Annotated in this window: 12 protein-coding genes and 1 tRNA gene; all 13 read left to right on the top strand. The window is 37.1% G+C overall.

Annotated elements, in window-relative coordinates:
- The first annotated feature begins 94 nt into the window (after positions 1-94).
- Positions 95-1,384 carry an FtsW/RodA/SpoVE family cell cycle protein gene (locus ACQY29_RS01445; protein ID WP_428223489.1) on the top strand — a complete coding sequence of 430 codons (1,290 nt, stop codon included), beginning with the start codon at positions 95-97 and terminating at the stop codon, positions 1,382-1,384.
- 30 nt (positions 1,385-1,414) lie between these two features.
- Positions 1,415-2,509: an undecaprenyldiphospho-muramoylpentapeptide beta-N-acetylglucosaminyltransferase gene (murG, locus tag ACQY29_RS01440; protein WP_428223488.1), complete on the top strand. Its 1,095-nt coding sequence runs from the start codon at positions 1,415-1,417 to the stop codon at positions 2,507-2,509.
- 27 nt (positions 2,510-2,536) lie between these two features.
- Positions 2,537-3,907 (top strand): UDP-N-acetylmuramate--L-alanine ligase, encoded by a 1,371-nt coding sequence (gene murC, locus ACQY29_RS01435; protein WP_428223487.1) that lies wholly within the window; start codon positions 2,537-2,539, stop codon positions 3,905-3,907.
- Positions 3,900-4,622: a cell division protein FtsQ/DivIB gene (locus ACQY29_RS01430; protein ID WP_428223486.1), complete on the top strand. Its 723-nt coding sequence runs from the start codon at positions 3,900-3,902 to the stop codon at positions 4,620-4,622. Before murC ends, ACQY29_RS01430 begins: the two co-directional genes overlap by 8 nt.
- A 7-nt stretch (positions 4,623-4,629) precedes the next feature.
- The gene (gene ftsA / locus ACQY29_RS01425; RefSeq protein WP_428223485.1) at positions 4,630-6,006 is read left to right on the top strand and encodes a cell division protein FtsA; all 1,377 of its coding nucleotides are present in this window, start codon (positions 4,630-4,632) and stop codon (positions 6,004-6,006) included.
- A gap of 48 nt (positions 6,007-6,054) precedes the next feature.
- The gene (gene ftsZ / locus ACQY29_RS01420) at positions 6,055-8,193 is read left to right on the top strand and encodes a cell division protein FtsZ (protein ID WP_428223484.1); all 2,139 of its coding nucleotides are present in this window, start codon (positions 6,055-6,057) and stop codon (positions 8,191-8,193) included.
- A gap of 181 nt (positions 8,194-8,374) precedes the next feature.
- Positions 8,375-8,824, top strand: a complete 450-nt coding sequence (locus tag ACQY29_RS01415) for a GatB/YqeY domain-containing protein (RefSeq protein ID WP_428223483.1) — start codon at positions 8,375-8,377, stop codon at positions 8,822-8,824.
- 126 nt (positions 8,825-8,950) lie between these two features.
- Positions 8,951-9,023 (top strand) — tRNA-Arg (locus ACQY29_RS01410).
- Positions 9,024-9,101: 78 nt separating this feature from the next.
- Positions 9,102-10,796, top strand: coding sequence for a 7TM diverse intracellular signaling domain-containing protein (locus ACQY29_RS01405; RefSeq protein WP_428223482.1), 1,695 nt, complete (start codon positions 9,102-9,104; stop codon positions 10,794-10,796).
- Positions 10,797-10,912: 116 nt separating this feature from the next.
- The gene (locus ACQY29_RS01400; protein WP_428223481.1) at positions 10,913-11,476 is read left to right on the top strand and encodes an RNA polymerase sigma factor; all 564 of its coding nucleotides are present in this window, start codon (positions 10,913-10,915) and stop codon (positions 11,474-11,476) included.
- 55 nt (positions 11,477-11,531) lie between these two features.
- Positions 11,532-11,822 (top strand): hypothetical protein, encoded by a 291-nt coding sequence (locus ACQY29_RS01395; RefSeq protein ID WP_428223480.1) that lies wholly within the window; start codon positions 11,532-11,534, stop codon positions 11,820-11,822.
- A complete protein-coding gene (locus tag ACQY29_RS01390; RefSeq protein ID WP_428223479.1) occupies positions 11,815-12,291 on the top strand; it encodes a Spy/CpxP family protein refolding chaperone in 477 nt (158 codons plus the stop codon). The genes ACQY29_RS01395 and ACQY29_RS01390 overlap by 8 nt, the downstream gene beginning before the upstream one ends.
- 218 nt (positions 12,292-12,509) lie before the next feature.
- The gene (gene mvaD, locus ACQY29_RS01385) at positions 12,510-13,592 is read left to right on the top strand and encodes a diphosphomevalonate decarboxylase (RefSeq protein ID WP_428223478.1); all 1,083 of its coding nucleotides are present in this window, start codon (positions 12,510-12,512) and stop codon (positions 13,590-13,592) included.
- Positions 13,593-13,638: the final 46 nt, after the last annotated feature.

Here is a 13,638-nt window from a genome sequence, read left to right as displayed (position 1 = left end):
TTTAGAAGTTTAGAAGTATTAGGGATAAACAGCTATAAAGTTCAGTCTATTAAACGGATAAACTACTAAACTTATAAACTACAAAATGATATTTATGAAAAAATTACTACAAAAATTAAAGGGAGATAAAGCGTTATGGGTGGTACTCATCCTGTTGGCGTTATTTTCCTTTTTGCCGGTGTACAGCGCCAGTAGTAATTTGGCGTATTTAGGAAAAGGAACTGGGAATACCTTTGGTTATTTGTTAAAGCATTTTGTGCATTTATCCTTAGGGTTTGTTATTATCTATTTTGTACATAGAATTCCTTATCACTATTTCAGAACGATTTCGCGGGTATTATTGCCAGTTTCGTGGTTGTTGTTGCTTTTTGCTATGGTTCGTGGTACCGTAATCGAAGGGGCTAATGCTAGTCGTTGGATTCAGTTGCCGTTAGGGATTTCATTCCAGCCTTCAACTTTTGCATCCATTACGTTGTATTTGTATGTGGCGCGTTATTTATCCAAAACAGAAATTGCCGATATGACTTTTCAGAAGTCTTTACTTGGACTTTGGTTGCCAGTGTTTGTAACGGTAGGGTTGATATTTCCATCTAACTTTTCCACTGCGGCTTTAGTGTTTTCCATGGTGTTGATGATAACCTTTGTAGGGCAATATCCAGTGAAAAATAGTGCAGTAATAGTTGGATTAGGAATGGGAGCGGCATTGTTTTTTATTGTTTTGGTAAAAGCTTTCCCAGGAGCATTTCCTAACCGTGTGGATACATGGATGAGTCGTATTGAAAACTTTACCTCAGACAAAGTAGACCCCGATGAGGATTATCAGATAGAACGTGCTAAAACTGCCATCGCAACGGGTGGGGTGTATGGTATAGGTCCAGGAAAGAGTGTGCAACGTAATTTCTTACCACAATCGTCTTCCGATTTTATTTTTGCTATCATCATCGAAGAATATGGACTAGCGGGTGGCTTTTGGGTGATTTTCTTGTACTTGGTGTTGTTTATTCGTTTTATGATTGCCTCGTATAAAGCGCCTACTTTATTCGGAAAATTGGTAGTGGTAGGACTTGGAATACCTATCGTTTTTCAAGCCTTTATCAATATGGGAGTAGCAGTACAATTGTTGCCTACTACGGGACAGCCATTGCCTTTGATAAGTAGTGGGGGTACTTCCATTTGGATTACCTGTGCGGCATTAGGAATCATTTTAAGTGTGACCAAGAAAGAAGAGGAAATTGCTCAAGAGAAAATGGAAGGTGAAAAAAGAGAGGAAGCCTTACAACGCATTATTGATAGAGAACTAGAGAAGGAAGAAGCTATTGAAGGGGAAGATTTTTCTATAGAAGAAGCTCAAAATCCTATGCAAGCAGTTATGGGTAAACCCTAAAGGAGAATATAAGAATCAAAAGTTAAACCAATGAATCAAAAACCAAAATTCATAATCAGCGGAGGAGGTACAGGGGGGCATATTTATCCTGCTGTGGCAATAGCGAATGAAATCAAGTCTCGTTATCCTCAAGCGGATATACTTTTTGTGGGTGCCAGTGATAAAATGGAAATGCAAAAAGTGCCTCAAGCGGGTTATCCTATTGAAGGTCTGTGGATTGCGGGGATTCAGCGAAAATTAACCTTGCAAAATGCGATGTTTCCATTAAAATTGGCATCGAGTTTGCTAAAATCTTTCAGAATTATCCGACGTTTTAAACCCGATGTGGTGATAGGAACGGGTGGTTTTGCCAGTGGTGCAGTTTTGAAAGTGGCTTCTATGTTAGGAATTCCAACGGTGATTCAAGAACAGAATTCATATCCTGGAATTACAAATAAATTGCTGAGTAAAAAAGCAAACAAAATTTGTGTAGCATACGAAAATTTGGAACGTTTTTTTCCAAAAGATAAAATGATTATCACGGGCAATCCGGTACGTCAGGATTTGTTGGAGGTTGCAGATAAAAGAGCGGAAGCTTTGTCGCATTTTAAACTGGATGTGACTAAAAAAACCTTGTTGGTTTTAGGAGGAAGTTTAGGAGCTAGACGAATCAACCAATTAATTGCAAAAGAATTAGATTTTATTCGCTCGCAAAACATGCAAATCATTTGGCAATGTGGTAAGCTTTATGAAGAAGAGTACAAACAGTATGATGGAAAAGAAGGTGTTCAGGTAGTATCCTTTATTGATAGAATGGATTTGGTGTATGCAGGAGCAGATGTGGTCATTTCGCGTTCGGGAGCTTCCTCGGTTTCGGAATTATGCTTGGTAGGTAAACCAGTCATTTTTATTCCGTCGCCTAATGTAGCAGAAGACCATCAAACTAAAAATGCTCAAGCCATTGTAGATAAAGGCGGAGCAGTTTTATTAAAAGAAAAAGAACTTGATGAACAGTTTGAAAACGTGTTTCAAAACCTGTTAGCAGATGCATCAAGACAAGAGCAATTAGGAAAAACCATCCAAACTTTGGCACTGCCTAATGCAACCAAAGACATTGTGGATGAAATAATGAAATTAATAAAATAAATTCCCCCTTTGGGGGTTAGGGGGCTTATGAATCTAAATCAAATACATAACGTTTATTTCATCGGTATCGGAGGTATCGGAATGAGTGCGTTAGCACGTTACTTTAAATACATTGGTAAAAACGTGATGGGCTATGATAAAACGCCTACCATGTTGACAGATGATTTGGTTGCGGGAGGTATTGCTATTCATTTCAACGATGATGTGGCAAATATTCCGGCTGGATTTACCAAAGAAAATACATTGGTAATCATTACGCCAGCAGTGCCAAAATCGCATACAGAGTGGAATTATTTTTTAGACCAGGGTTATGAAGTAAAAAAACGTGCAGAAGTATTAGGAATCATTACAAAAGATACCTTCTGTTTTGCTGTTGCAGGAACGCATGGTAAAACCACGACTTCCAGTATTTTAGGGCATGTGTTGTACGAATGTGGTTTAGATGTGACGGCATTTTTAGGAGGTATAGTGGAAAATTATAACTCCAATTTAATTGGAAATGGAAAGACAATTACTGTGGTAGAAGCGGATGAATTTGATAGGTCTTTTCTATATTTGCACCCCAATATTGCTTGCGTAACCTCTATGGATGCTGACCATTTGGATATTTATGGAGATGATGAGGCGATAAAGGCTACGTTCAGAGAATTTGCAGATAAGATAGAGGATAAGTCTAAGTTGTTCATTACCGAAGATTTACCGCTTGAAGGTGTGGTTTGTAAAGTTGATTATACCACGGCTGTTTCCACTACGGATGCGGAAGCTGTGTTTAGAGCGTACAACATTCGAATTGAAGAAGGTTGGTATGTTTTTGATGTAGCAACTCCCTCTGAGGTTATAAAAGAGGTGAAGTTTGCTTTGCCAGGAAAACATAATTTAACCAATGCGTTGATGGCATTAGCGATGGCAAAAACCTACGGAGTAGAAACTTTGGCAATTGTAAATGCCTTAGCAACTTTCAAGGGAGTGAAACGTCGTTTTTCGTTTCAAATTAGAAAACCAGATTTTGTGTATATCGATGATTATGCACATCATCCTACGGAAATAAATGCCGTACATCAAGCAGTACGCGAGTTGTATCCAGGCAAAAAAGTGTTGGCCTTATTTCAGCCTCATTTGTTCAGTCGTACCAATGATTTTGCAGATGATTTTGCAAAAAGTCTGTCACAATTTGATGAAGTATTGCTAATGGAAATTTATCCAGCGCGCGAGTTGCCTATGCCAGGAGTTACCTCGCAGTGGTTGTTGGATAAAATTGCGAATCCAAATAAAAAATTGGTTCAAAAAGAAGAAATAATAGAACTATTGAAAGCTTCAGATGCGCCTGTAATCGTAACCATAGGTGCGGGTGATGTAGGTGAAATGGTTCCAGAAATAAAAAAAGCGTTAGATGCGTAAAAATTGGGTGTTAAATATTCAGCTGTTGGCCATTTTTGGTGTGGTTGTTTTTCTCTATGCGTTTGCTTCGGGCAGAAACCAAAAGAGAGAAATCACTAAGCCAGAAGTGGAAATTGTGGATAATAACAATCCTTTTTTAACCCCAGAAATGGTTAATAACTTGTTGAAAGAAAAAATGAGGGGCTCTTTCTCGGTTGCTAAAGAAGATTTAGATTTGAGAATTATAGAAGAAGCTATCAACAACCACAAGCTTGTCGATTCGTCGGAAGTGTATGTTAGTGTTGACGGTAGATTAAAAGCTATAGTTACCCAAAAGACCCCAATCGCTCGAGTTTTTGACCATAACGACACTTATTATATTGATTATAAGGGTGGTAAAATGCCGTTGTCTGGCAATTATAGTGCACGTGTACCTTTGGTTTATGGGAGTATTACCAACTCCTATAGCAAGGAAATCGTGGGCTTATTGCGTTTGATACACGATGATGAATTTTTGAAAAAAAATATCATCGGGTTGCAAATTAAGACGGACGGTAGTGTGGTTATGAAGAACAGAAATTATAGTTATGATATAAATTTTGGAAGAACCATTCACATGGAGCGAAAGTTTAATAACTATAAAGCTTTTTTTCAAAAGGCAGTGCAGGATACAGTTTTAGATGCGTATAAAACGATTAATCTAAAATTTATTAAACAAGTAGTTTGCACCAAATAAAATGAGTATGGAAAGAGAGAATATAGCAGTAGGACTTGATATTGGTACGACTAAAATCGTGGCCATGTTGGGTAAGAAAAATGAATATGGAAAGCTGGAGATTTTAGATGTAGGTAAAGCCAAAAGTCTTGGAGTGGCACGTGGAGTGGTAAACAATATTATGCAAACCATTCAGTCCATTCAAGAAGCGGTAAGTCTTGCTGAAAAGGATTCAGGGTATAAAATAAAAGACGTAGTCGTTGGAATTGCGGGACAACACATCCGCAGTATCCAACATAGCGATTATATATCAAGACCTAATGCCGAAGAGGTGATTAGTGAAAAAGATATCAACGAACTGATAGCACAGGTTCAAAAATTGCCAATGCTACCAGGGGAAGAAATAATTCATGTGTTGCCTCAAGAATTTAAAATTGATGGTCAAGAAGGAATTAAAGAACCTATTGGGATGTATGGTGGTCGTTTAGAAGCAAGTTTTCACGTCGTGTTAGGACAAGCTTCCTCGATTCGCAATGTAGGTCGTTGTATCAAAAGTGCTGGTCTGGATTTATCTGGATTAACTTTAGAACCGTTGGCATCTGCTGATGCAGTTTTAAGTCAAGAAGAAAAAGAGGCAGGTGTTGCCTTGATTGATATAGGTGGTGGAACTACCGATTTGGCTATCTTCAAAGATGGTATTATTCGTCATACGGCGGTGGTGCCTTTTGGTGGTAATGTAATTACGGAAGATATCAAAGAAGGTTGTTCTATTATTGAAAAGCAAGCCGAATTGTTAAAAACAAAATTCGGTTCTGCATGGCCAGGAGAAAATAAAGACAACGAAATTGTTTCTATTCCTGGTTTAAGAGGTCGTGAGCCTAAAGAGATTTCGTTAAAAAATCTATCTAAAATTATCCACGCTCGTGTGTTGGAAATTGTAGAACAGGTATATGCCGAAATTAGAGCTTATGGTCATGACGACCCAAGAAAAAAACTAATTGCAGGTATCGTGCTTACTGGAGGTGGCTCTCAGTTAAAACATATCAAACAATTGGTTGAATACATCACAGGTATGGATACGCGTATTGGTTATCCAAACGAACATTTGGCAGGGAATTCAGGCGAGGAAATTTCCAGCCCATTGTATGCTACAGCGGTTGGTTTGGTAATGAACAGTATTCGTAACAACACCATGAGTGCTGTACCACAAGAAGATTATGTGCCTGAACCTGTTTTGGTGCAAAAACCGACGGTGGAAGAGCAAAAAATTATCGAAGCCGAATTGGAAAAAGAGAAAGAAGAAGCGAAAGTGGCTGAAACCGAATCTACCGAAAAAACCATTCGTCGTTCGTTTTTTGATAAATATATAGATAAGATAAAAGATTTTTTAGATAACGCCGAGTAATCGTTTGTTGTCGATAGTAATACAAACACAAAGTAAATACCAAATAGTATGGAAAGCAACTCAGGATTTGGAAGTATTTCATTCGATTTGCCTAAAACCCAATCGAATGTTATCAAAGTAATTGGTGTAGGAGGTGGCGGTAGTAATGCCATCAATCACATGTATAAACAAGGAATCAAAGGTGTTGATTTCATTGTTTGTAATACCGATTCGCAAGCATTAGAGAATACGAATGTTCCTAATCGTATTCAATTAGGTGCTAATTTGACGGAAGGTTTAGGAGCAGGTGCAAACCCTGAAGTAGGGCATCAAGCCGCTCTTGAAAGCATTGAAGAAATCGAAAAAATGTTGGATAACAACACTAAGATGGTTTTCATTACCGCGGGTATGGGTGGTGGTACTGGTACAGGTGCTGCGCCAGTAATTGCTCAGTTGGCTAAAGAAAAAGACATCTTAACGGTTGGTATTGTAACCATTCCATTCCAGTTCGAGGGGAAAATCCGTTCGGAACAGGCTTTATTGGGTGTTGAAAGATTAAGAAAACAAGTGGATTCTTTAATCGTTATCAATAATAACAAATTGCGTGAGGTGTACGGAAACCTAGGTTTCAAAGCAGGTTTCTCAAAGGCAGACGAGGTTTTAGCGACTGCTTCTAGAGGAATTGCCGAAGTAATCACGCATCACTATACCCAAAATATCGACTTAAAAGATGCTAAGACGGTATTGTCTAATAGTGGTACAGCTATTATGGGTTCTGCATTGGCAGAAGGTGAACAAAGAGCTAAAGAAGCTATTGTAGCAGCTTTAGACTCTCCATTGTTAAATGATAATAAAATTACAGGTGCTAAGAACGTTTTGTTGCTTATCGTTTCGGGTACTAATGAGATTACTATTGACGAAATTGGAGAAATTAATGACCACATCCAGGAGGAAGCAGGTTTCAACGCCAACATTATTATGGGGGTTGGTGAAGACGAAACTCTTGGAGATAAAATATCGGTTACAGTTATCGCTACAGGATTTTGTATAGAACAACAAGCAGGATTTGTAAATGCTGAGCCAAAGAAAATCATTCATTCTTTAGATGATGAACAAAGAATGGTGCATAATTTGACGCAAAAATTTGAAGCACAAGGTTTTGATTTTAATAAAGTAGTTACGCCAGCTGAACCCGTAGCAGAAGTACCACCAACGCCTGTAGTGCCTGAGCGTGTAGTGTATACTTTAGAAGATGATACGGTAGTGCCTCAACAGCCTATAGCTGCGCCTGTAGTTACTCCAGCTTATGTGCCACAACCAGAAGCGGTACAACCCGTAATGCCTCAGCAACCTGTAGTGCCACAGCAAACTATAGCGCCACAACAGCCTGTACAACCGCAACAGCCACAAGCTATGCAACAAATGCCTGTACAGCCTCAAATGACGCAACCGTTAGTGCCAGCTATGGATTTGGTAGCTTCATCAGAGTTTATTAAAAATTTGGATGTGACTTTTGAAATCGTGAGTCCAAACCAAATGCAACATAACGAGTTTTATATCACAACTCCAGAAGTAAGAGCTATGGAAGTGGTAGAACCTCAATTTGTATCAACACCGGAGCCAGTAGCATTCACTTTTGATTTGCCGGTAGCGCGTAAAGAGCCTGTTAGCATGCCAGAGCGTACTGCTTTCGATTTTTCGCAAGAGGTAAATAACATCACCGTAAATCAAGCGGTTGAATTTGTGCCGGTAACAGAAGTTGCACAAGATGGTGTGATTCGTCATTCTTTGGAAGAATTTATGGAAAATGAAAATCCATTTTTTCAATCTAAGAAAGTAGAACCTGTGGTAGAAAAAGTACCTGAGGAATTAAACATCACGATGAAACAAGCTGAAGAACCAGTTGCGCCTCAACAGCCGTTGTATACTTCTAACGATGTTTCGCCTGTTGAAATGTCTATCGAAGATACTTTACGTTTGAGAGCAGAAGAGCGTCGTCGTAAGATGAAAGAATTTAACTACAAGTTTCATAACAATGCGGCGCGTGTAGATGAATTTGAGAAAGTGCCAGCATACAAAAGAATGGGATTAGATGTTACCAATAACCCTGTTCAAAACAATCAGTCAAGATTGTCATTAGGTTTAGATAGTAATGACGAAATTCAGTTGCGTTCCAACAATTCGTTTTTGCATGATAATGTAGATTAATACACAAATACCATAACCAAATGACCCGAAATTTCTGCTGATTTTTCGGGTTATTTTTTTAATTTCGCATTTCTTCTTCGGAAGTATGGAAAAATAAACGATTCAAAAAAAATAAGTACTAATAAGTATAGTTTTTAGCAGTTCAGAAATCTAAAATCTATGCTCAAAAATCTAAAATACAATGAGTTTATCAGCACAAATCATGGTGGAAATGAAAGAAGCCATGAAAGCAAAAGATGCAGTTGCTTTAGAGGCATTGCGCGCTATCAAGTCGGCAATTTTATTAGCACAAACCGAAAGTGGTGCTAAAGAAGAATTATCGGCTGATGATGAAATCAAATTGTTACAGCGTTTAGTAAAACAACGTAAAGATTCGGCTACAATTTACACGGAACAAAACCGTGCAGATTTAGCAGAACCTGAATTAGCGCAAGTAGCCGTGATTGAAAAATTCTTGCCTGCACAATTGTCAGAAGCAGAAGTAGAAGCGGCTGTGGCTAAAATTATAGCGGATGGTGGATTCTCAGGAATGGCAGCTATGGGGCAAGTGATGGGACAAGCATCGAAAGCTTTAGCTGGACAAGCGGATGGAAAAACCATTTCAAATGTTGTAAAAAAACTTTTAGCATAAGAATGCTGAATGAAGATTAACGATTTTAAATTTTAGAAGTTTTTATCTTCATAAGTCGTTAATTTAAAATCAAAAATTTTAAAAAAAATTATCCCTTAATTCCCCCTTTGGGGGTTAGGGGGCTTAGGCTCCATAGTTCAATTGGATAGAATATCAGATTCCGGTTCTGACGATTTGGGTTCGAATCCCAATGGGGTCACTTTTATAACAATTCTAAAATTGTTGCATACAATTTCATAATTTTACAGACACCTACTTTAGGTGTTTTTTTATTTTCATGCGAAAGATTTTAGTACAGCTGTTAGGTTTTATTTTTATGCTGTTTTTTATGGTTTGCCAATCGCAAACAGTAAAAAACGGAAAAGATAATGCTGTGAATATACCAGCCTCAGCAGTTCATTATGATAAAACGGTTCAGTTAAAAGGTAATTGGGATTTTTATTTTAAACAATACGGTACTTCAAAACAGTTTTTGAAATCGCAATCCAAAGAAAATGTCGCAATTCCAGGAGGATGGCGAGGTAATTACTATTTACCCAATACACATTCAGCGAAAGGATATGGAACGTTTTATAAAAAAATTAGTTTCGATAAAATTCCAAGTGATTCGGTTGGGATACTTTTTCCAGATATCAACGCCGCGGGTGAAATTTGGATAAATGGAGACTTTGTGACTGAAAAAGGAAATTTTTCGCTTAAAGAAAATAAAAATTTAAGTCTGATAGAACCCATATTGTTACCCTTGCCTAAGGTTAAAGAAATCGAACTATTTATACCCATTTCTCACTACAACCATCGCATGGGAGGAGGTATGTTGCAGGCGCCTATAATTGGGAATTATTTTCATTTGCAACAACAGCTAAAAAAAGACTTAATTTATGAGAGTATATCGACGGTTATTGTTTTGATAATTGTCATTTTTTCATTGTTAAAATTCTTTTTTATCACCCGTAAACGAACCTATTTGTATTTCGGGTTGATGTGTAGTATGGCAATGTTGCGTCAAATTGCCATCGGTTCAGGATTATTGACCATCCTGTTTGGTGAAGTTGATTTTGTTTGGGTTCAAACCTTTCGATATATTGGTTTTTACTTGGGTACGGGTTTTGGGGCTTTGTATTTTTATGAACTTTTTCCAAATTTTGTAAAACGCAGTAGAGTACGATTCGTATTTATTGCTTCTGTTGTGGTATCGGTATTTGCTATAGTTGCTAATAAGTTTTACGCTTCGTATGGAACAATTTTATTTCAAATCATTGGACTTCTCACTACTGTTTTAGTTTTCGTGCGTATTCAAGTTTTTTTGGTTAAAAAAAATGACGAAGTCTCTCGTTTTACCATTATTTCTTTGGGCGTTTTCTTGTTGACCGTTATTAACGATATTTTATATACGCAAATGCTTTTGCCTACGCGTCATTTGCAACACATCGGATTTTTGTTGTTTGCCTTGATACAATTGTATGTACTCATGTTGTATTACAAAAATCAAATGTACCAAATTGAAAATTTGAGTAAGACCATTGAGGAAAAAGATAAGGTGATTGAATTTAAAGACCGCGATATTGATTATCTGGCCTTGCATCATCGTGATAAAATGCAATCCAAAAAAGAAATTATCGAGGAGCTTACGAATCTTCTTAAAAATGCCGATGTAAATCAGTTGGCAGAATTGAAGAAAACCATACAGGAGTACAAACGTGAAATTCTAATAGAGGAGCATGCTTCCAATGCTGTAATTGATGCTGACTTGGTACGGTCGGAATTTGTAGATAAACTTCAAACACAATTTCCAATGTTGACCAAATCGGAAGTGGAAATTTGTTTACTTATCCGATTGAATTTGTCAACCAAAGAGATTGCTTTGAAACGTAAAGCTACCGATGCTTCCATCAAAGTAGCTAAACATCGTATTCGCGCTAAGGTAGGAGTGAAGTCTACCCAAGAGCTAGAAAAACTACTGGTTTCTTTGTAGTTTTATAAAAAAATGTAACCCTTGTAACCTTTTGTAACCCTTGATTTTATTGGGGTTGTTGAATGTGTATGTACTATTGCTTGAAATTAATTTTCGAGCAAAAATTGGAAGAACACATGCTCATAGAACAACTTATACAGGCCAACCACCAGGCCTATGTGTACCTTTTGGAGCAATACGAAAAGAAGGTTTTTAACTTATGTCTTTCTTTTATTCCAAACAATACCGATGCCGAAGATGTCGCTCAAGAAGTTTTTATAGAGGTGTTTCAATCGATAGGAAAGTTTAAGAAAAACGCCAAATTATCCACGTGGATTTATGCGATTACTAAAAATAAATCCTTGGATTTTATCCGCAGTCAAAATGCTAAAAAACGTAAATCTTTATTGCATACTATTTTTATGGACGATGCTGAACGTTTTGATAATTTGTTCGTAGAGTTTGAACACAGTGGGGTGGTGTTAGAGAACAAAGAGAATGCGGAAGCTTTGTATAAAGCGATTAATTTGCTTCCAGATAATCAACGGGTAGCATTTACCCTTCATAAAATGGACCACATGAGTTATGAAGAAGTGGCGAATGTTATGGAAACATCCTTGTCTTCGGTAGAGTCTTTATTGTTTAGAGCTAAAGGGAATTTAAAAAAATCTTTAAAAAATTATTACAAGGAAAATTTTTAGCGCAAGTTTTTGTAAAACTTCCCGTCTAAAAATACAAACACAAACGGCAAAAGCTATGGGAAAGAAAATAGATGACATTTTGGACAGTATGGATAAAGTATCTGAACAAAGTCCAAGTGCTTTTTTCAAGGAAAGAGTACTCAAAACCTATTATCGGCATCAAGAAGCATTGGGCTCGCGTTTTGAAACGTGGTTTCCGTGGTTAAACCCTAGATTCCACATGGCATTTGCAACAATGGTGTTGTTGTTAAATGTGTTTTTAGTGCAAGCAGCTAGTCGTAAAATAGCGTATGAACAAGATGTGAAAACATTAGAAATGGTTTTTAATGCCGCAGGAAATGAATAAAAGGGATAATCTATATTATGTGGTATTGCTCATGCTGGTGCTCAATGGCTTTTTAGTTTTTAAGCTATTTAGTATGGATTGTAATAAGCCTATGGAAATGCGAAAACCACCGCATCAAATTTTAGTTGAGCGTCTGCATTTTACCCCAGAACAGGAAATGAAATTGCATGAAATTTATGGGAGTAATGAACAGGAATTACATGTTTTAGAACGACAAATGATGCAATTGAAAAATGAATTGTTTAATTATTCCAAATCAGAAGCGTATTCAGAAGCGAGAGTGGGACAATTAGCCATTCGTATAGGCGATACGATGCAAGCTATGGATATCAAGGTTTTTCATTTGATGCATGGAATCCGAGAAATTTGCGATGCGCAACAGAAGAAAAAATTTGATGCCATATTCAAAGATGTTTTTCATATAGAAGGACGAAAAAGACATCTGCAAGCCAGTCAGAACTTGAATTAAAGAGCTTGTAATTTTCTTACTTCTAAAAGAAATCAAAGTAAATTAAAGATTAAATGGAGTTGTCCAGTTTGTTGTTTATAGTAATTATGATGAATGCGAAGTTGTTTTGTATATTCAAAAATATATAGTTTTCAACTTGGTTAAACTCAAGATAAAATTGCTCTCAATTTTGGTATAACCCTAAAAGGAATCCTATCTTTGCCACAAATTTTTCAACTATGTATTCGGATACGGATTTTATAACTTCAAGCTATACCATTTCAGTGACTGAGGGACGCTTTCAATGGAGTGCGCCCAGTAATATTGCCTTAGTAAAATACTGGGGGAAGAAAGATAAACAAATTCCAGCTAATCCCTCTATAAGTTTTACGTTAGAAAATTGTAAAACCATTACTCAATTGGATTTTTCAAAAAAAGAATCTAATACTGATTTTTCATTTGATTTGTTGTTTGAAGGAAAACCAAAAGAAGAATTCAAACCTAAAATTCAAAAATTCTTTGAGCGTATCTTTGAGTACTGTCCGTATTTAAAAGATTTTCATTTTATTATTAATACTGAAAATACCTTTCCCCATAGTTCAGGAATTGCATCATCGGCTTCAGGGATGGCTGCTTTGGCTATGAATATCATGAGTTTAGAAAAAGCATTGTGTCCAGCCATGACCGAGGACTATTTTTATCAAAAAGCGTCTCTTTTGGCACGACTGGGTTCAGGTAGTGCTTGCCGAAGTGTAAAGGGACAAGTGGTGGTTTGGGGAGCGCATGAAAATACTGCGGGAAGTTCCGATTTATTTGGCGTTGAGGTAACGGATATTCATCCGAATTTTAAGAATTACCAAGACACGATTTTATTGGTTGATAAAGGTGAGAAGCAAGTTTCGAGTACTGTGGGGCATGAATTGATGCACAACCATCCGTATGCGCAACGTCGTTTCGAACAAGCCCATGAGAATTTGACAGCTATCAAAACGTTGTTAGCAACAGGAGATATTGAAGCCTTTATTAAAATCGTGGAAAGTGAAGCTTTAACCCTTCATGCCATGATGATGACTTCTATGCCATATTTTATTCTGATGAAACCAAATACCTTGGAAATTATTAATAAAATATGGGCTTTCAGAAATACAACACAAATTCCAGTTTGCTTCACACTCGATGCAGGAGCCAATGTGCACCTGTTGTATCCTGAAAATGTAAAAGATAAAGTTTTAGAATTCATTAACAAGGAGTTAGTTGGATTTTGTCAAAACGGTCAATATATTTGTGACCAAATAGGAATGGGGGCAAAAGCGATACAATAATTTTGTATCTTTAGCTAAATTTGAGGTGATGGACATTCAATTCGAG

Origin of the sequence: Flavobacterium sp. (assembly GCF_965262375.1) — a bacterium.
In the GTDB taxonomy this organism is placed as follows: Bacteria; Bacteroidota; Bacteroidia; order Flavobacteriales; family Flavobacteriaceae; genus Flavobacterium.
Note: the sequence above shows the minus strand (reverse complement) of the source record. Positions and strands in the feature narration are given on the sequence as shown.